Origin of the sequence: Streptomyces sp. SID5643 (assembly GCF_009872555.1) — a bacterium.
GTDB lineage: Bacteria > Actinomycetota > Actinomycetes > Streptomycetales > Streptomycetaceae > Streptomyces > Streptomyces iakyrus.
Map to the genome: position 1 here is coordinate 1 of NZ_WWIC01000205.1, position 18,475 is coordinate 18,475.

Genomic DNA, 18,475 nt, shown 5'->3' on the forward strand with positions numbered 1-18,475 from the left:
CCCGCCGCGCTGCCCGGGCCGCCCGCCGCCGGGCCGCCCGCCGGGGCGGTGGCCGTGGACGCTGACGGAGCACCGGTGGACACCAGGGCCCTCCCCCCGCACACCGCCCACCCGAACGGCCGCCCGGCCGACGCCGCGGGCAACCCCGGCAGAGAACGCCATGGCCGTGAGACGCCGTCCCTTCCCCCGAGGCCGGCCGTCGGAGAGGAGGGGGCGCGATGACGCGGCATCCCCTGTCCCGGCGCATCGCCGCGAGCATCCTCGGCGTGGACCGCTCGGGACGCCGGCCCGCCACGTACGAACAGAGGCGTCGGCTGTCCCTCGGGCGACGCGTCCTCGCCTCGCTCCTCGGGCTACCGGTGCGCCCGCCCGCCCCCGCGACGGCCGCGGACACCGCCGTGGCACCGTCGGCACCTGAGCAGGTGTTCCTGGAACCGACCGTGGGGGAGCAGACGACCGCGCCGTCGCCCGCCGGGCACTCCGGCAACGCCCCGGGACCGGCGCCGAGACCCTCGCCGACGCGCCCGAGGATCACACGGGCCACGGTCCCCGCACGAGGCAACTTCGCCGCGCAAGCCCGCCTGCTGAGCGAGGACCGGGCCGACTACGAGCGCACCCTCGACCAGGCGCTGCGCTCCGTGCCGGAGCGCCCGGAACTGGCCGCTCTCGGGCAGCGGCTCAACGCCGAACAACTGCGGATCATGGCGCTCCGGGCCGCTCCGCTCATCACAGCGGCCGCGGCGAGTGAGTACGAGCACTACGTGACAGTCCGCGAGCGGCGGGGGGCGCCGGCGCCGTCCAGTCCGTCGTCCCCTCACCCCGACGAAGCTCCCGGAGCGGGTCCCGCCGCCGTCCTCGCGGTCCTGGCACCCGTCCTCGCGGGAACGGCCGCGGTGATCTTCCTGCTGGTGGGCTATGTCCTGCACGTGCTCAACCCGGAGTCGGCGTTCAGCCGGACGTTGATCACCCTGGGCTGGCTGTTCTGTGCGGTGACCGCCGTGTCGCTCCTCGTCGCCTCCGCCGGGCTCCTTCTCACGGCCCTGCGCAACAGCACCGGCCCCCCTCGCGACGAGCCCGGCGAGGAGGTCACCCGGGCCCGGGAGGCCTGGCGGGAAGCGCTCACGGAACGCGGCATCGTCCCGTTCCTCCGGGATGCGCTCGCGGACCCGGGCTCGCCGGCAGCGCCGCACCGTACGATGCCGTCCCCGCCGACCACACGGACGTCCGGCCTCACCCGTCCGGATTTGACGAGCCCCGACTTCGGCGGTCCGGAACACGGGCCGGAGTGACACCGGCCAGGCCGTCCCGCACGGCCGGTGTCACCCTCCGAGGGAGCTGCGCGGCCGCGGTACGAACCCGGACTGCCGGTAACAGGCGTCGATGAGCTCCATCGTGGTCACCGCGTCGTCCGCGTCCAGCGGAAGCGGCGTGCCCTCCCGCACCCGGGCCGCGAACGCCTCCAGCTGGTACGTGTACGACGAGCGTGTACCTAGGTGCTCCGTGCGCTCGCCTTCGGGTGTGCGGATCACGACCCGGTCGTCCAGCTGTGGCAGGACGAAGTTGGGGGCGGTCGCCTCGCCCCGGGAACCGACGAGCCGGATGCTCATGTCCAGCCCGTCGTACGCCATGTGGCAGCGGGCCGAGCCCGTGGCGCCGCCCGGGAATTCCAGATCGGCCTCCAGCCACTCGTCGACCCCGGGCGCGCCCGCGCGCTCCCCGGCCCGGGCGGCGGCCAGGCGCGGGGCACCGCCCGCCCAGGGGGCGAGCATCCGCAGCGCGTGCAGGCTGTAGCAGCCGAGGTCCATCAGGGCGCCGCCGGCCAGCGGCAGCGACCAGCGCGGGTCGGTGTCCGGCGGCGCGGCGATGGCGACCAGGGCCTCGACGTGCCGCAGTTCGCCGAGTTCACCGGAGGCCAGCAGCTCGTGGAGGCGCCGGGTGACGGGGTGGAAGAGGTAGTGGAAGGCCTCCATGAAGACCGTGCCGGCCTTCTCGGCGGCCCGCCGCACCTGGGCCGCCTCCTCGGCGTTGCTCGCCGACGGCTTCTCCGACAGCACGTGCTTGCCGGCGGCGAGGGCGGCCAGGTTCCACGGGCCGTGCAGGCCGTTGGCGAGCGGGTTGTAGACGACGTCCACCTCGGGATCGGCGATCAGCTCGGCGTACGAATCCGCCACCCGTTCCACGCCGTGCCCGGCGGCGAACGCCTCGGCGCGGGCGCGGTCGCGGGCGGCCACCGCGACGAGGCGGTGGCCGGTCGCCCGGGCCGGGCCGACCAGGGAGCGTTCGGTGATCCGCGCGGCTCCCAGCACACCTATGCGCAGGGGTTCCCGGCCCTCCTCGCTCATGCCTGCCGTACCTCTTCGATCGTCACGGGACGGTGCTCGTGCAGGGACAGCGTGCACGCGTCGGCGATCCACCCCGCCTCCAGAGCGTCCTCGATGGTGCAGGGGGAGGGGCGGGTGCCGGCCACGACCTCGGTGAACGCGGTCAGTTCGGCACGGTAGGCGGCGGTGAAGCGGTCCATGAAGAAGTCGTGCGGCGTGCCCGCCGGGAAGGTCACCCCGGGCTCGACGGAACGCAGCGGCAGCTTGTCCTCCAGGCCGACGGCGATGGAGTCGGTGAAACCGTGGATCTCCATGCGGACGTCGTACCCCCGGGCGTTGTGGCGGGAGTTGGAGACCACCGCGATGGTGCCGTCGTCGAGGGTGAGGATCGCGCCGGTGGTGTCGGCGTCACCGGCCTCCTTGATGTAGTCGGCGCCCCGGTTGCCCCCCACGGCGTACACCTCGGTCACCTCGCGGCCGGTCACCCAGCGGATGATGTCGAAGTCGTGCACCGAGCAGTCCCGGAAGATGCCGCCGGAGGCGGCGATGTAGGCGGCCGGCGGCGGCGCCGGGTCCAGCGTGGTCGAGCGGACCGTGTGCAGCTTGCCGAGCTCACCGCTCAGCACGGCGGCGCGGGCGTTGACGAACCCGGTGTCGAAACGGCGGTTGTAGCCGATCTGGATCGGCACGTCCCGGCCGGCGACGGCCTTGAGCACCTCGACACCCTCGGCCATGGTCCTGGCGACGGGCTTCTCGCAGAAGACGGGGACGCCGGCCTCGACACCGGCCAGGATCAGCGCCGGGTGGGCGTCCGTCGCGGCCGCGACGACGATGCCGTCCACACCGGCGGCCAGCAGGGCCTCCGGCGAGTCCACGACCTCGGCCCCGAACCGCTCGGCGGCGGCCTTGGCGGCATCGGCGAACGGGTCGGTCAGGACGAGGGAGTCGACGGCGTCGAGTCCGGAGAGGGTCTCGGCGTGGAAGGCGCCGATGCGGCCGAGGCCGAGGATTCCGATACGCATGGGGTGTTGCTCCTAGAGAGGGGGAAGGTTTGTTGCGGAGAGTCGTCAGTCCAGGCCGCCGAGGACGTTCTGATCCCAGTCGATGACCGACCCCGTCACCACCCCGGACCGGTCCGACAGCAGGAAGACGACAAAGTCGGCGATCTCGTCCGGCTGCCCCAGCTTGCCCATCGGCAGCTTCGCCGCGGCCTCCTCGCGCCAGTCGTCCCCGGCGCCGTGGAAGGCCTTCTGCGTCGCGTCCTCGCCCTCCGTCGCCGTCCAGCCGATGTTGAGGCCGTTGATCCGTACCCGGTCCCAGCGGTGGGCGTGCGCGGCGTTGCGCGTCAGGCCGATCAGGCCCGCCTTGGCGGCGACGTACGGCGCCAGGAACGGCTGCCCGCCGTGCGCCGACGAGGTGATGACGTTGACGATCGTGCCGGGCGCCTGACGCCCCACCATGTCCGCCACCACCGCCTGCATCGCGAAGAACGGGCCCTTGAGGTTGATCCCGATGTGCTGGTCGAACAGCTCGGGCGTGGTGTCGAGCAGTGTTCCCCGGGAGGTCAGTCCGGCCGAGTTCACCAGGCAGTCGACCCGGCCGTACGCCCGCACGACCTGCGCGACGGAGTCCTTGGCCTGCCCGGCGTCCGACAGGTCGGCCCGCACGTACAGGGCCTTGCCGCCCGCGGCGGTCAGCTCCTCCACCAGGGCCTCGCCCGGTCCGGGGCGCCGTCCGGTGACGGCCACGACCGCCCCTTCGCGCACAGCGGCCCGCGCGATGGCCGCGCCGACCCCCTGGCTTCCGCCGTTGACCAGGACGGCCTTGTCGTCGAGAAGTCCCATCGGGTCCTCAGCTCTCTCGCCGTTGGGTACCGGCCCGCAGCTCCGCCCGGAGCGCCTGCGGCGTCCACTCCTCGCGCAGCGCCCACCGCATCAGATCCGCCTGCGAGGGCGGGGCCAGTCCGTCGACCGGCGGGTCGCTGTCGAGGTTGGTGGGGAAGGGGTAGCCCTCGGCGCTCGCCGCGATCACCTGCTCCAGCCACGCCTGGTCGGCACCCTCGGCCTTGCGTTCGAGGAGAACCGGGTACACCGCGTTGCACACCGCCTCGCGGTCCACCGTCTCCATCGCACGGCCGAACGCGGACGACACCTGGAGCAGGTTGGCCATGCGCCGGATGTCCGCGGAGCGGTTCGTGCCGGCCGCGTGGAAGAGAGCCGGGTTGAAGAACACCGCGTCACCCTTGGCGAGCGGCAGCTGCACGTGGTGCGCCTCGAAGTACGCCCGGAACTCCGGCCGCCGCCAGGCGAGGTAGCCGGGCTCGTACTTCTGCGAGTGCGGCAGGTACATCGTCGGCCCGGACTCCACCGGCATGTCGCAGTGCGCGACCGCGCCCTGGAGCGTCAGCACGGGGGAGAGGCGGTGCACGTGCGCCGGATAGGCGGCGGCGGCGTCGTTCGCCACGAAACCCAGGTGGTAGTCGCGGTGCGCGGTCTGGGCGGCCCCGCCCGGGTTGACCACGTTGAGCTGGGAGGTGACCTGGTAGCCCGGGCCCAGCCAGGCGGTGGCGACCAGGGCCAGGATCTCGTTCGCGTAGTAGTCGGCGAACGCCTCCGCGTCGTGGAGGGCCGCCTTCTCCAGCGCGTTCCACACCCGGTCGTTGGCGCCCGGCTCGGCGAAGTGGTCTCCGGCGGCCGCGCCCGAGGCGCGCTGCTCGGCGATCAGCGCCTCGAACACGTCGGTGGCCCGGTCCACGACCCGGGGGTCGGGAAAGGCGCCGCGGAAGACCACGATGCCGGGCCCGTCGGCGAGCGCCCGCACCAGCTCGGCCTGGACCACCCGGTCGCCTTCGAGCAGGGCGCAGTCGTAGACGAGCACGTTCTGCTCCACGGCGGAGGCGTGCGGATAGTCGGCGGGGTCGGTGGCCTGCTCGACCAGCGCGCGGAACGCGTCGAGATCGCAGTCCTGTTCGGACAGCCAGGCACGGCGGTGGACGGAAGTGAAGGACATCGTCGTCCCTTCGGGGTCACGGAGCGACGCAGCCCTGTCATTCTTGTCAGTACAAACACCTCGAACAACCAGCAGCGAGCCATCAAAAACCCCTCAAGGAGCCGGCGCATGGGCCACCCGTTCCCGATCCGGGAGATCGCACGTCAGGCGGGCCTGAGCGAGGCGACCGTCGACCGGGTGCTGAACGGCAGGGGAGGCGTGCGCGAGAGCACCGCCCGGGAGGTCCGCCAGGCCATCGCCGACCTCGACCGGCAGCGCACCCAGGTCCGCCTCGTCGGCCGGACGTTCATGGTCGACATCGTGATGCAGGCGCCCGAGCGGTTCACCACGGCCATCCGCGCCGCCCTGGAGGCAGAACTGCCGTCCCTGCGTCCGGCGGTGCTGCGCTCCCGCTTCCACTTCCGCGAGACCGGCCCGGCAGGGGAGCTGGTGCGGACCCTGGAGCGCATCGCCCGGCGCGGCTCGCAGGGCGTGATCCTCAAGGCCCCGGACGTCCCCGAAGTCACCGCCGCGGTCGGCCGGCTCGAAGCCGCCGGCGTCCCGGTCGTGACGCTGGTGACCGACCTGCCCGCCAGTGCCCGCCGCGCCTATGTCGGCATAGACGACCGGGCGGCGGGGGCGACGGCCGCGTACCTGATGGGCCAGTGGCTGGGGGAGCGCCCGGGCAACGTCCTCACCAGCCTCAGCAGCGGCTTCTTCCGCAACGAGGAAGAGCGCGAGATGGGCTTCCGCGGCGTGATGCGCGCCCGGCACCCCGAACGCACGCTGGTCGAGATCGCCGAGGGCCAGGGCCTGGACGCCACCCAGTACGACCTCGTTCGGGCCGCACTGGAACGCGACCCGGACATCCGCGCCGTGTACTCGATCGGCGGCGGCAACATCGCCACGCTGCGCGCCTTCGACGACCTCGGCCGCGACTGCGCGGTGTTCGTCGCGCACGACCTCGACCACGACAACACCCGGCTGCTGCGCGAGCACCGCCTGTCCGCCGTGCTCCACCACGACCTCCGCCAGGACGTCCGCGAGGCCTGCCACACCGTCATGCGCGCCCACGACGCGCTGCCGCCGGCGGGACCGACCCTGCCGTCGGCGATCCAGGTGGTGACGCCGTACAACATGCCGCCGCAGGCGGCCGTGTGATCCGGACGGCCCGGCCGGGCGTGGATCCGGAAGCGGGACCCGCGCCGCGCCTACCGTCGGACCCATGTGGACATCACGCCCGGACGGCGGGCCGGACCGGTTGCTGGCGCTCGCCGACGGCGTGTTCGCCATCGCCATCACCCTGCTCGTCCTGGATCTCTACGTGCCGCGGGACCTGGAGCCCGACCAGTACCGCGAGGCGCTGCGCCGGGTGCTCCCCGACCTCGGGGCCTACGCGCTCAGCGTCGCGGTGCTCGGCAGCTACTGGCGCGACCACCGCAGGATCTTCCGCGGGGTGCGCGAGGTCGACGGACAGGTGATCAGCCTGTCCGTCCTCGGCTTCGGCGTCGCGGCCCTCGTGCCGTTCCCGACCCGGCTGCTCGCCGAGTACGGCGACCAGTCCGTGACGGTCGCCGTCTACGCGGGGGCCGTCGCCGCGCTCGGCGGCTGCCACCTGGCGGTGGCCGCGGTCCTGGCCAGGCGCCCCTGGCTGCGCCACGGCACGCCCACCGAGGCGACGGCCCCGCTGTACCTCCTCGACAGCGCCACGATCGTGGTGGTCTTCCTCGTCACCGTTCCGCTGGTCTTCGTCACCGGCCCGGCCGTCATGTGGCTGTGGCTGGTCCTCGTCCCGGCGAAGGCCTACCTGGGCCGGCGGTCTCAGGGCCCGCGCTGACGGGACCGCTTCACGCTCGCCCGGTCACCTCCGCCCAGCTCCCGCTCTGCGCGGACCGCGCCATCGCGTCCAGTGCGGCCGCACTGTGCACGGCGTCGATGAGCGTCGCCCCGTGGGAGGAGCCCTCGGCGACCGACGTGAGGAAGCGGTACGCCTCGATGACCTTCAGGTCGTCGTACCCCATCGCGTTCGCGGCGCCCGGCTGGAACGCGGCGAACTCCCCGTGGCCAGGGCCGACGTAGACCGTGGTCACGGACTGGTCCTGGTACGTCGTGCCGCGGCTGACGCCCAGCTCGTTCATGCGGCGGAAGTCCCAGAACACCGCCCCCTTGGTGCCGTGCACCTCGAAGCCGTAGTTGTTCTGCTCGCCGACCGAGACCCGGCAGGCCTCCAGGACACCGCGCGCCCCCGAGGCGAACCGCAGCAGGCAGCTGACGTAGTCCTCGTTCTCCACCGGGCCGAGTTCACCTCCGGCGGCGCGGCTGTGGCCCGCGGTGGCGCCGGCCGGGCGGGCCCGCTGCGGGAGGAAGACCGCCGTGTCGGCCGCGAGGGAGGTGATGTCGCCGAGCAGGAACCGGGCCAGGTCCACGCCGTGCGAGGCAAGGTCGCCCAGCACCCCGCTGCCGCCCCGCTCGCGCTCGTACCGCCAGGTCAGCGCACCCTCGGGGTGGGCCGCGTAGTCGCTGAACAGCCGTACGCGGACATGCGTGACGGTGCCGATCTCCCCGGAGGCGATCAACTCGCGGGCCGCCTCGACAGCGGGCGCGTTGCGGTAGTTGAAGCCGACGGTGCCCTGCACTCCCGCCGAGGCCACCGCGTCCGCCACCGCACGGGCGTCCTCGGCGGTCAGACCCACCGGCTTCTCGATCCAGATGTGCTTGCCCGCCTCGGCCATGGCGACGCCGATCTCACGGTGCAGGAAGTTCGGCGCGGTGATGCTGACCGCCCCGACCCGTGGGTCGGCGGCCACCTCGCGCCAGTCGCGGGTCGTGGAGACGAACCCGAACTGCGCGGCGGCCTCCTCCGCCCGGCCCGGTACCTCCTCGGCGACCGTCACCAGCTCCGGGACGAGGGGCAGCCGCGGATAGTGGTGCCGCACACGCGCGTACGCCTGGGTGTGCACCCGCCCCATCCAGCCGAATCCGACGACGGCGACGCCGAGCGTGTCCACCATGAGAGCCCCTCTTGGACCGTTCCAGAACCTGTCCAGGCCACCCTGGGCGGGGTTCGCCGACGCTGTCAACCCTTTGACAAGCCGTGGCGCCTCATGGAACGGTCCATCCCATGAGACAGCCGACGATCCGGGACGTGGCCGAGCGAGCCGGTGTCTCCAAGTCGCTGGTCTCCCTCGTGCTGCGCGGTTCCGACCAGGTGCGCCCCGAGAAGCGGGACGCCGTGTTCCGGGCCGCCCAGGAGCTGGGCTACCGGCCCAACGCCGCCGCCCGCAGCCTCAGCGAGCAGCGCACCCGCACGGTCGGCGTCCTCCTCAACGACCTGCGCAACCCCTGGTTCGTCGACCTCCTCGACGGCCTGAACTCCCTGCTGCACGCCAACGGCCTGCACATGCTGCTGGCCGACGCCCGTCTCAACCGCCGCACCGGCCAGGACCCCGCCGACCCGCTGCTGGACCTGCGGGTCGACGGCCTGGTCGTGGTCGGCACGCTGCCCGACCCGGCGGCCCTCGGCGCGGTGGCCGAGCGGATCCCGGTCGTACTGGCCGGCTCCCGCGAACCGGCCCCGCCTGGCGTGGACGTGGTGGCGGGTGACGACGAGCGGGGCGCCCGGCTGGTCGCCGAGCACCTGATCGGCCTCGGGCACCGCCGTATCGCGCACATCGCGGGCTACGGCGCGGTGGGCGAGCTGCGGCGCGGCAGTTTCGAAGCGGCCATGCGCCGGCACGGCCTGGCGGAGCGGGCGGTGGTCGAGCCGAGCGACATGACCGAGGAGGGCGGCTACCGCACGACCGTCCGGCTGCTCAGCGGCCCCGAACGGCCCACGGCCGTCTTCGCCGTCAACGACATGGCCGCCATCGGCGTGCTCTCGGCGGCCGAGGAGCTGGGGCTGCGGGTTCCGCGCGATGTGTCCGTCGTCGGCTACGACAACACGAGCATCGCCCGGCTGCGGCACGTGTGGCTCACGACGGTCGACAACACGAGCCACGAGGTCGGCCGCCGCGCGGCCCGCTGTCTGCTGGAGCGCTTCGAGGGCCCCGGCGGAGCGGGCCGGGTCCACCTGGCCACGCCCACCCTGGAGATCCGCGGTTCGACGGCCCCGGCGCCCTGATCGCCCGGCTCGCTCAGAGGTTGATCGCGTACGCCTTGCGCAGGGTCTCGTGCACCGTCCACGTCGTACGGTCACCCTCGCGCAGGACGGCCAGGTCGCCGGGCCCGACCGTGAGCGTCGGCCCGCCCTCCACCTCGATCGTCGCCGAGCCGCTGATCACGACGAACAGCTCGTCGGCCTCGGTGTCGGTGACCACGCCGGGCGTGATCTGCCAGACGCCCCGGACCTGACGGCCGTCCTCCGACTCCCACACGACCTTGCCGGTGACCTCGGGCGTTCCGGAGACGATCTGCTCGGGCGCGAGGGGCTCGGGTTCGAGCTCGGCGTCGGGGATGTGCAGTACGAAGCTGTGCGTCATGCGGCGACCTTAGCCCCGGTGAACGGGGGAGCGGCCTGGACAGAGTGTGGGGCGCGGGGCGGGCCGGGCGGACACTCCGTCGTCCCCGGCCCTGCGACCGCGGGGCGGACCGGACCGGAACGGCACTCCCACACCTCCTTTGTCCGTCTCAACCCCTATGCCCTGGTCGGGAGTTCCCGCCGATTGGCGTATTGTTTGCGGCATATGCCCGGGAGTTGAGGTGTCCCCGGGCAGGCGACTGCGTGGGTGAAGGGGGAGCAGGACGTGGAGGAGACGGGGCGACGACCCGCCCGATGGGCCGGACTGCCCGGAGGGGTTGTCACGGCACTCCTGGCCGTGGCGGCCTGCGCCGGTCACGCGACCAAGGCGGGCCTCCCCTGGTGGGCCGTCCTCGCTGTCGCCGTCTCGACGGTGGGTCTCGCGGGCTGGACCCGGCGCCCGGACCGGCCGTCGGCACCGGCCGGGGGACGGCTCCCCATGCGGTAGGGTTGACCTGCGTGATCACGCGGTTCATCCGCGCGGTGCGCAACGGGACGTGGCGCAGCTTGGTAGCGCACTTGACTGGGGGTCAAGGGGTCGCAGGTTCAAATCCTGTCGTCCCGACTCGTATGAGTCGCAGATGAGGGCCGGTTTCGGAGGTATCCGAAACCGGCCCTCATCGTGGTCGGGCCGGTCTACGGAATGAAGCCGTAGTCCAGCTGACCGGCCAGCCTCGTCCTGTCGCCCTGTAGGGACAGCACGAGCGTGCGTGCGAGGGTGCCGCCGAAGCGGGTCCCGCCGTCAGCCGTCGGCACCGTGTCGATGAAGCTCTCCACCAGCCCGTTGGGCATCACGTAGTGCGAGTACTGCTGTGTCGGGGCGTCCTCGGGGTTGCCCAGGACCAGCGCGCTGCCGTTGAGCGGCCGGTAGTCGCTGCGCAGCCCGGGGCCGACGAACCCGTAGAGGCCGTCCCAGCCGCTCAGCCCCGGCGCGAACGTGAACTTGTGGCTGATGGTGAACAGGTAGTACTTGCCGCCGCGGATGACCAGGTGCGGCCGTTCGGTCTGCTGGTTCACGCAGTTGGCCGAGAGCAGCGGGGGCTGGAGTTTCCAGTTCTCCATGCTGTCGCCGGTGGCCGTGGCCAGCCCGATGTTGCCCGTGTAGTACTTGGAGTCCTCCGGCACCTCGTGGCCGGCCGGGAGGTCGCCCAGGTCACGCTTGGTGCACTGGTACGAGCCCGCGGTACCGCCCGTGTTGCCCTCGAACAGCAGGTGGACCTTGCGGTCCCGCGGGTCGCGGAAGACGAACGGGTCGCGGAAGGCGTAGATGATCGGGCCTTGCTGCGACTGTTCGAGGGTCTGGTACATCTTGCCGTCGGCCTCGGCGATGATGCGGTGGTCCCGGAAGCCGGAGAACCAGACGCGGTTCTTGTCCGCGTGGATCTTGCCGGTCGCCTGCGCCAGACGCTGAAGCGCGTCGCTGGGGTCGACCCCGCCGTTGTCGCGCCCGGAGGCGGTGTAGAAGGACTGCACCTTGTCGCCGACGAGCGCCGTCGAGCCGGCCCACTCACGGGAGCCGAACGAGGTGCCGGACGGGAACAGGTCGCCGCCGTACTTCCAGCTCTTGGCGTCACGCGAGTAGAAGTAGCCGATCTTCGCGTACCAGTGCCGGTCGCCGAACGGCACCGAGCGGGGAGCCGTCAGCGAGAAGATGACGTGCCAGCCCTTGTAGGTGGCGGTCCGGGTGCTGAGCTTGGTGAGCGGCCAGGTGTCCCACACCCACACCTTGTCGCTCATGACCGGGAAGTCGGGCGACACGCGAGGGGCGGTGTTGGTCCTGTCCTGCCGGAGTTTCAGGGCGTCCGCGCGGGACCAGACGGCCGTGTGGTCGTCGTCGGCGGTGTACTGCCGTGTTCCCGTCCGGGACGGGTCGTGGGGGGAGGCGGAAGCGGGAGTGATGATGCCGCTCAACGTCGCGAGGGCTGCCAGACCCGTCGCCAGCCGGAGCACCACTCGTCTTGCTCTGTACATACGTCACCCTTGGGGGGAAGAGGGAACGAATGGAAGATGCGGAACCGGTTCCATCGCTGACAGTACCTCAATTCCACTGAAAACTAGTGAACTTGTGAGGTGAACATCTACTTATGAGCAGCGGTCGGAACGGCGTCATGGAACATCATGGAACCGGTCCAACGCCGGCGTACCGTGGATCAGACTCCCGCGGCAGCCGTCGTACGCCGAGGCACGAGCTCCAGTTCCAGCAACTTCTCGACGGAGTCGCCGAGCGGCCGGCCGATGCGCTCCAGCAGCAGGCGCGCGGCGATGCCGCCGCTGGTGCGCAGGGGCTGGCGTACCGTGGTCAGCCCTACGTAGGCCGCCACGTCGAGGTCGTCGAAGCCCACCACGGACAGTTCCTGAGGGACCCTCACACCCGCCGAGTTCGCCGCTTCGATCACCCCCAGCGCCTGGGTGTCGGAACTGGTGACGATCGCGGTGGGGGGCTCCGGGAGGGCCAGCAACTCGTCGGTGAGGCGGTGCGCCACCGCGCGGCCGTGGGACCCGACCCGGACGTACGGCTCCTCCAGCGCCAGGCCGTGCGCGCGCAGCGCCAGCTCGCAGCCCTCGCGCCGACGGGCACTCGCACTGAAACGGAAACGATCGTCGGCGACATCGCCCATGAACGCGATGCGACGATGGCCGAGTTGCAGCAGGTGACGGGTCGCCAGCATGCCGCCGCGCACGTCGTCGATCACCACACGTGGCAGATCCGGGTGCTCACAGTCCAGCAGTACCGTGGGCAGGGCGGCACGTGCCAGCTGCTTCGCTTCGTCGTCGGTGGGAGCGAGCGAGATCGCCAGCAGCCCGTCGAAGCGGTCCCCGGCGGCCACCGCCCGGTACTGCTGATCACGCTGGTCCGGTGTTGCCACGTCGAGCAGGGTGAGGTCGTGGTCGCTGCCGTGCAGCTCGTGCGAGATGCCACGCAGCCGCTCGACGACCGACGGCTCGGTGGCGAAGGGCGCGATGACGGCGATGCTCTGGGTGCGTCCCGTGGACAGGGCGCGAGCGCGCCGGTTGGGCCGGTAGTCCAGGTCCCGGATCACCCGCAGTACCCGCTCGCGGGTGTCCTCGCTGACATGACGGCTGTCGTTCAGGACGCGCGAAACCGTGCCGACCCCCACCCCGGCCCGGGCCGCGACATCGCCGATGGTCGCCCGTTCTCCCACGGCCGTACAGTACCCGAACTCGCAGATGAGCCACCTGACACGCCCATCCCCGGCCGCGGGGTGCCGCGCCGGCCGGGCCCGTCGACTGCTCTTTCCCCCGGGCCTCCACCGCTCGCGGGAGGCGCTTCGGCCCGTCAGCGACGGCCGCCTGAGACGCGCTGCTCTCCCGACCCCCGGACGACCAGCCGAGTGGGCACGGTGATCGTGCGGGCCCGGGAACGGTCGCCGTCGAGGCGGGCCAGGGCGGTGGTCGCGGCGCTGCGGCCGATCTCCTCGGGCGCCTGGGCGACGACCGTGAGGGCCGGTTCCAGCGCTTCGGCGAGAGAAACGTCGTCGAAGGCCACGACGGCCACGTGTTTGCGCTTGCTGCGGGCGAGTTCGGCGACGATGCCGAGCGCCATGATGTTGTTCCCGGCGAACAGGGCCGTGGGGGCATCGGGTCGTTCGAGGAGCTGCGCCGTCACTGCCTCCGCCCCCTGCTGATCGTGCGCACTGACGACCAGCGAGCGGTCGTAGGGGATGCCGGCTTCGCGCAGGGCGGCCCGGTATCCGGCGAGGCGCTCGCGGCGGGTGTACAGCCTGACGGGCAGGTCACCGACGAAGCCGATGCGGCGGTGGCCGTGGGCGATGAGGTGCGCGACGCCCTCCTGGGCGCCCGTACGGTTGGAGCTGACGACGCTGTCCGTGGACAGGCCGACCCCCGGCCGGTCGAGAAAGACGACGGGCAGCCCCGCCGTACGGTGCGACTTGAGGTCGGAGTGGTCGGCTCCGACGGACGGCACGACGATCAGGACGCTGACGCGCCGGGCGAGGAACTGGGCCGTCAGGGCGCGTTCGCGCTCGGGATCGTCCGCGGACGATCCCATGAGCAGCGTCAGGCCGCGGCCGCGGACCGTGTCCTCGATACCGCGGGCCACGGCTCCGAAGAAGGGGTTGGCCAGGTCGGGGATGACCAGCCCCACGGTCGTGTCGGGACCGCCGACGCGGATGTTGCGGGCCATGAGGTTCGGCTGGAAGCCCAACTCGGCCACCGCGGCGAGGACGTGCTCCCGCGTCCGGGCCGAGACGGGCCCGTCCTCGTTGAGGACTCGGGAGACCGTCTTGGCGCTGACACCCACTTCTCGGGCGACATCGGCCAAGGTGGGTCTGCGGCTCGCTGCCATGGAGGAAACCGTCTCCTGGGTGCTCCCGGTTCCGGGCCGCGGCCTCGGCCGGAACATGCGGGAGCGGGGTTGCGCTGTCAGGTGGCCTGTACTCCGGCGGCCTTCGCGGCCTCGGAATCCGCTACGACAGTATCTCCAGCCTCGTCGACGGTGAGTGCGCCGGTCATGATGGCCACGACCTCCGCCATGGAGTAGTCGGACGGCTTGATCACGGCGGCGCGCCGGCCCAGCCGGTGGACGTGGATCCGGTCGGCGATCTCGAAGACGTGCGGCATGTTGTGGCTGATCAGGACGACCGGCATCCCCTTGTCGCGGACTCGGCGGATCAGGTCCAGGACCTGGCCGGACTCCTTGACGCCGAGGGCGGCGGTGGGTTCGTCCATGACGACGACGCTGCGCGCCCAGGCGACCGCGCGGGCCACCGCCACGGCCTGCCGCTGTCCGCCGGAGAGGGTCTCGACCGACTGGGTCAGCGAGCGCAGGCCGATCTTCAGGTCGGCCATGTGCTCGGCCGCCTCCTGGCGCATGCGCTTCTTGTCGAGCATGCGGAAGGCACTGCCGAGGACGCCCGGGCGGCGCAGCTCACGTCCGAGGAACATGTTCGAGGCGATGTCCATGGACGCCGCCACGGCGAGGTCCTGGTACACCGTCTCGATGCCGTGGGCGCGGGCGCTCTGCGGGCCGGAGAACTGGATCGGCCTGCCGTTGAGGCGAATCTCCCCCTCGTCCGGCACCACCGCGCCGGTGAGGGCCTTGATGAGGCTGGTCTTGCCGGCGCCGTTGTCGCCGATGACGGCGAGGACCTCGCCGGGCATCAGGTCGAAGTCGGCGCCGTCGATGGCGGTGACCTGGCCGTAGCGCTTGACGAGGCCGCGAGCCTGAAGCACGGGCGTCTGGGCGGTGGTCGTCGTCATCGGGCCTTCCTCCGGGAGATCTGGTCGACGGTCACCGCGAGGATCACCAGGACACCGGTGATCAGGGTCTGGTAGATGGAGGCGACACCCATCAGCTGAAGCCCGTTGCGGAACACGCCGACGATGAGGACGCCGATGAACGTGCCCAGGACCGAGCCGCGTCCGCCGAAGAGGCTGGTGCCGCCCAGCACCACGGCGGTGATGCTGTCGAGGTTGTCGGTCTGACCGGCCTGCGGATCGCCCACGCCCGTGCGGGAGATGAGCAGCAGGGCGGCGATGCCGTAGAGGAGACCGGCCACGGTGTAGACGCCGATGGTCAGCCGGGAGGTGCGGATGCCGTTCAGCCGCGCCGCTTCCGGGCTGTTGCCCAGCGCGTAGACGTGCCGGCCCCAGCCGGTGCTGCTCAGCGCGTAGGCGAGGAGGAGGAACAGGGCGATCGTGACCAGCGAGCCGTAGGTGATGTCGGTCTTGCCCAGCGGGAAGGTCTGCCCGAGGGCCGTCAGCGGGCCGGGCAGGTTGCTGACCGTCTGCTCCTCGGAGTAGATGTGCGTCAGCGCGAACGCCACGTTGAGCATGCCGAGGGTGACGATGAAGGGCGGCAGCGGGACCTTCTGCACCAGGGCCCCGTTGAGCAGGCCGAAGCCGGCGCAGACGGCCAGGCCCAGCGCGATCGCGGCGAGCGGCGGCAGGGAACCCTCGGCGGCCATCTTCGCGATCACGATGCTGCCGAACGCCATCACCGCTCCGCAGGACAGGTCGATGCCCGCGGTGAGGATGATGAGCGTCTGGCCGATGGCCAGCGTGCCGACGACCATGACCTGCTGGACGATCAGCGAGAAGTTCCCGCCGGTGAGGAACTGGTCGGTGGAGACGGAGAAGAAGACACAGGCCAGGAGGAGGGCGATCAGCGGGCCGGTGGTCGGTTGGGTGAGCAGTCTGCGGACCGTGGTCGGCGCCTTGAGATCGGCGTACGGCGTGGACGTGGAGGGTGGTGTGGACGTGGCAGTCATGCGAGGTCCTTGTCGGAAGACAGAAGTCCTTGTCCGTCCCTTCGGGGCGGCAGGAGGACGAGGAGGCGGCCGCCCCGGGCCGGGGAGGAGGGGCGGCCGCCCCGCCGAGAGGTGTCGAACGGTGGCAGCGAGGAGCCGGCGGCTCAGCCCCAGCAGTTGTCCAGGCCGTAGGCGGTGTCCTTCGAAGCGACCCCGTCCTGTGCCTTGTCGGTGATCAGGGTGACCCCGGTGTCGGTGTAACCCGACGCCTTCTTGCCGTCCTTGGCGTACGTCACGACGGCCTTGACGCCCTCGGCGGCCATCTTCAGCGGGTACTGCTGCGAGGTCGCGGCGATCTTGCCGTCCTTGACGGCCTTCGTGCCGGTGCAGCCGCCGTCGACCGAGACGATCAGGACGTCCTTCTCCCGGCCCTTGGCCTTGAGCGCGGTGTACGCGCCCAGCGCGGCGGGCTCGTTGATGGTGTAGACGACGTTGATGCCGGGCTCCTTCTGGAGGCAGTTCTCCATCGCCGTCTGGCCCTTGGACTGGTCGCCGCCGGTGTCCTGGGCACAGGCGACGTCCTTGTCGGTGACGCCGAAGCCCTTGAGGAAACCGTTGTGCCGCTGGATGCCGACGGACACACCCGGCGCGAGGTCGAGGGCGGCTATCTTCGCGGTCTTGCCCTTCATCGCGGCCTTGGCGTACTCGCCGATCAGCTCGCCGGCCTTGAGGTTGTCGGTGGCGAAGAGGGCGTCGACCGCGCTCTCCGGCTCGGTCGGGGTGTCCAGGGCGATGACCAGGACGCCCTTGGCCTTGGCCTTCTCGATCGCGGGCACGATCGCCTTGGAGTCGCTCGGGGTGATCAGGATGCCCTTCACGCCGGCGGCGACCATGTTCTCGATCGCGGTGACCTGCCCGGCGTTGTCGCCGTCGAACTTGCCGGCCGCGGTCATGAGCTTGACGCCCTCGGCCTTCGCGGTCTTCTCCGCGCCCTCCTTCATCTTGACGAAGAACGGGTTGGTGTCCGTCTTGGTGATCAAACCGACCTTGACCTCGCCCGAACCGGTGCTCGCGCTGCCCGATCCCGATCCGGATCCACAGGCGGTCAGGGTGAGGGCCGCGATACCAGCGCACGCGGCAGCTCTGAGGAAGGAGGAGGGCAGACGAGAGGTGCGTGACATGAACGACTCCAGCGGGATGTCGGGCGGGTGGTCGGCAGCTAGGCCTGCCGTCCCGCGATGTCAACGATGACTGATGTCATCGTTGACACTGCTTGGCGAGGATGATGGACTCCGCTCACCGGCAACGTCAATGCCTTGCACCCGTCACAAATCGGCAACGTCCCTCGGCGGCCGCCCGCCCCGAAGCCGTTCACCGGCGTGCCCGGGTCATGCCCGTTTCCGCTCCGCGCGTCCCAGAGAAGAGCAGCCCATGAGCCGGATCACCGTTCTCGGTGAATGCGTCGCCGACGCGTTCACCGAGCCCGCACCTGCCCCGAACGAACTCGCCCTGCGCGTCCTGCCGGGCGGCGGGCCGGCCAACACGGCGGTGGCCCTGGCCCGCCTGGGCACCCCTGCCCGCTTCCTCGCACGGCTGTCCGGCGACGTGTTCGGCCGCCTCTTCCGGGCCCACCTCGCGGCTTCCGGGGTGGACCTCTCGCACGCCGTGGAGGCCGCCGAACCCAGCACGCTCGCCGTCGCCGAACTGGACGCCCAGGGCCAGGCCGCGTTCTCCTTCCATGCCCAGTCCACCGCCGACTGGCAGTGGACGAGGGCGGAACTGTCCGGGGTGGACGTGGCCGACACCGCCTGCGTGCACACCGGTTCGCTGGCCCTGGTCAGAGAACCGGGAGCGGCGGTGGTGGAGGACTTCCTGGCAGCCGCCGCCCCGAGGGCCACCATCAGCATCGACCCCAACGTCCGCCCGCTCCTGGTGCGCCCCGAGGTCTACCGCGCCCGGCTGGCGCACTGGTGCGCCCTCGCGGACGTGCTGCGGCTGAGCGAGGACGACCTGGATCTCCTCCTGCCCGGAACACCGCCCGAGCAGGCGTGCGACACCTGGCACGCCGCGGGGGCACGGCTGGTGGTCATCACGCGCGGCGCCGACGGAGCCCTGGCCTCACTCGACGGGGAGCGCGTGCAGGTGCCGGCGGTGGCGACACCGGTCGTCGACACGGTCGGTGCGGGGGACTCCTTCACGGCGGGCCTGCTGCACCACCTCGGCACCCACGGACTCCTCGGCGGCAGGCTGACGGACCTGAGCCTCACCGACGTCGAGGCGGCCTGCCTGTTCGCCGTGAAGGTGGCAGCCCTGACCTGCTCGGTCGCCGGACCCAACCCGCCCTGGCGGGACGAGCTGCCACAGCTCACGCCGGACGCCTCCACGGTCCCGCACCTCGACCCCGCCCCCTGAATCCCGAA

The 18,475-nt window shown here is 71.7% G+C and carries 18 protein-coding genes, 1 tRNA gene and 1 pseudogene; 8 read left to right on the top strand and 12 right to left on the bottom strand.

All coding sequences use genetic code 11. The annotated features are described in order from the left end of the window. Positions 1–222 (top strand): annotated as a pseudogene (locus GTY56_RS40745) (acyltransferase family protein); the annotation flags it as partial. 308 nt (positions 223–530) lie between these two features. Further along, positions 531–1,289, top strand: a complete 759-nt coding sequence (locus GTY56_RS23265; RefSeq protein WP_524540130.1) for a hypothetical protein — start codon at positions 531–533, stop codon at positions 1,287–1,289. Between the two features lie 30 nt (positions 1,290–1,319). On the opposite strand, the gene GTY56_RS23270 is transcribed toward GTY56_RS23265, so the two are convergent. Genes GTY56_RS23270 through GTY56_RS23285 form a run of 4 tightly spaced genes read right to left on the bottom strand, consistent with a single transcriptional unit; the run spans position 1,320 to position 5,330 of the window. Next, on the bottom strand, positions 1,320–2,342 hold the full coding sequence (locus GTY56_RS23270) for a Gfo/Idh/MocA family protein (protein ID WP_161367272.1): 1,023 nt from the start codon (positions 2,340–2,342) through the stop codon (positions 1,320–1,322). Further along, positions 2,339–3,343 (bottom strand): Gfo/Idh/MocA family protein, encoded by a 1,005-nt coding sequence (locus tag GTY56_RS23275; RefSeq protein ID WP_161367273.1) that lies wholly within the window; start codon positions 3,341–3,343, stop codon positions 2,339–2,341. Before GTY56_RS23275 ends, GTY56_RS23270 begins: the two co-directional genes overlap by 4 nt. A gap of 45 nt (positions 3,344–3,388) precedes the next feature. Next, a complete protein-coding gene (locus GTY56_RS23280; RefSeq protein ID WP_161367274.1) occupies positions 3,389–4,165 on the bottom strand; it encodes an SDR family oxidoreductase in 777 nt (258 codons plus the stop codon). Positions 4,166–4,172: 7 nt separating this feature from the next. Then, positions 4,173–5,330, bottom strand: a complete 1,158-nt coding sequence (locus tag GTY56_RS23285) for a phytanoyl-CoA dioxygenase family protein (RefSeq protein WP_161367275.1) — start codon at positions 5,328–5,330, stop codon at positions 4,173–4,175. A gap of 108 nt (positions 5,331–5,438) precedes the next feature. Here GTY56_RS23285 and GTY56_RS23290 point away from each other — a divergent pair, with 108 nt between their 5' ends. Together GTY56_RS23290 and GTY56_RS23295 are read left to right on the top strand one after the other, a co-directional pair. Then, the gene (locus GTY56_RS23290) at positions 5,439–6,470 is read left to right on the top strand and encodes a LacI family DNA-binding transcriptional regulator (RefSeq protein WP_161367276.1); all 1,032 of its coding nucleotides are present in this window, start codon (positions 5,439–5,441) and stop codon (positions 6,468–6,470) included. A gap of 64 nt (positions 6,471–6,534) precedes the next feature. Beyond that, a complete protein-coding gene (locus GTY56_RS23295; RefSeq protein WP_161367277.1) occupies positions 6,535–7,146 on the top strand; it encodes a TMEM175 family protein in 612 nt (203 codons plus the stop codon). A gap of 10 nt (positions 7,147–7,156) precedes the next feature. On the opposite strand, the gene GTY56_RS23300 is transcribed toward GTY56_RS23295, so the two are convergent. Beyond that, entirely contained in the window at positions 7,157–8,320 is a 1,164-nt protein-coding gene (locus GTY56_RS23300) for a Gfo/Idh/MocA family protein (protein ID WP_161367278.1), read from the bottom strand. A gap of 110 nt (positions 8,321–8,430) precedes the next feature. Here GTY56_RS23300 and GTY56_RS23305 point away from each other — a divergent pair, with 110 nt between their 5' ends. Beyond that, positions 8,431–9,429, top strand: coding sequence for a LacI family DNA-binding transcriptional regulator (locus tag GTY56_RS23305; protein WP_161367279.1), 999 nt, complete (start codon positions 8,431–8,433; stop codon positions 9,427–9,429). A gap of 13 nt (positions 9,430–9,442) precedes the next feature. Here the strand turns inward: GTY56_RS23305 and GTY56_RS23310 are convergent, their stop codons facing one another. Then, positions 9,443–9,787 (bottom strand): cupin domain-containing protein, encoded by a 345-nt coding sequence (locus GTY56_RS23310; protein WP_161367280.1) that lies wholly within the window; start codon positions 9,785–9,787, stop codon positions 9,443–9,445. Between the two features lie 264 nt (positions 9,788–10,051). Here GTY56_RS23310 and GTY56_RS23315 point away from each other — a divergent pair, with 264 nt between their 5' ends. Together GTY56_RS23315 and GTY56_RS23320 are read left to right on the top strand one after the other, a co-directional pair. Then, positions 10,052–10,273 carry a hypothetical protein gene (locus tag GTY56_RS23315; protein ID WP_161367281.1) on the top strand — a complete coding sequence of 74 codons (222 nt, stop codon included), beginning with the start codon at positions 10,052–10,054 and terminating at the stop codon, positions 10,271–10,273. A gap of 43 nt (positions 10,274–10,316) precedes the next feature. Next, positions 10,317–10,390, top strand: a tRNA-Pro gene (locus tag GTY56_RS23320). A 71-nt stretch (positions 10,391–10,461) separates the two neighbouring features. Here GTY56_RS23320 and GTY56_RS23325 read toward each other — a convergent pair. The 6 genes from GTY56_RS23325 to GTY56_RS23350 form a co-directional block, all read right to left on the bottom strand. Next, the gene (locus GTY56_RS23325) at positions 10,462–11,796 is read right to left on the bottom strand and encodes a glycoside hydrolase family 68 protein (RefSeq protein ID WP_161367282.1); all 1,335 of its coding nucleotides are present in this window, start codon (positions 11,794–11,796) and stop codon (positions 10,462–10,464) included. 179 nt (positions 11,797–11,975) lie between these two features. Continuing rightward, positions 11,976–12,989 (bottom strand): LacI family DNA-binding transcriptional regulator, encoded by a 1,014-nt coding sequence (locus tag GTY56_RS23330; protein WP_346345546.1) that lies wholly within the window; start codon positions 12,987–12,989, stop codon positions 11,976–11,978. A gap of 134 nt (positions 12,990–13,123) precedes the next feature. Next, the gene (locus tag GTY56_RS23335; protein ID WP_161367283.1) at positions 13,124–14,152 is read right to left on the bottom strand and encodes a LacI family DNA-binding transcriptional regulator; all 1,029 of its coding nucleotides are present in this window, start codon (positions 14,150–14,152) and stop codon (positions 13,124–13,126) included. A 77-nt stretch (positions 14,153–14,229) separates the two neighbouring features. Beyond that, positions 14,230–15,066: an ATP-binding cassette domain-containing protein gene (locus GTY56_RS23340; RefSeq protein ID WP_161367284.1), complete on the bottom strand. Its 837-nt coding sequence runs from the start codon at positions 15,064–15,066 to the stop codon at positions 14,230–14,232. Further along, positions 15,063–16,076, bottom strand: a complete 1,014-nt coding sequence (locus GTY56_RS23345; protein WP_161367285.1) for an ABC transporter permease — start codon at positions 16,074–16,076, stop codon at positions 15,063–15,065. Before GTY56_RS23345 ends, GTY56_RS23340 begins: the two co-directional genes overlap by 4 nt. A 143-nt stretch (positions 16,077–16,219) precedes the next feature. After that, positions 16,220–17,236: a sugar ABC transporter substrate-binding protein gene (locus GTY56_RS23350; protein ID WP_161367286.1), complete on the bottom strand. Its 1,017-nt coding sequence runs from the start codon at positions 17,234–17,236 to the stop codon at positions 16,220–16,222. A 250-nt stretch (positions 17,237–17,486) separates the two neighbouring features. Between GTY56_RS23350 and GTY56_RS23355 the strand changes: the two genes are divergently transcribed. Then, a complete protein-coding gene (locus GTY56_RS23355) occupies positions 17,487–18,467 on the top strand; it encodes a carbohydrate kinase family protein (RefSeq protein WP_161367287.1) in 981 nt (326 codons plus the stop codon). The last annotated feature ends 8 nt before the right edge of the window (positions 18,468–18,475 follow it).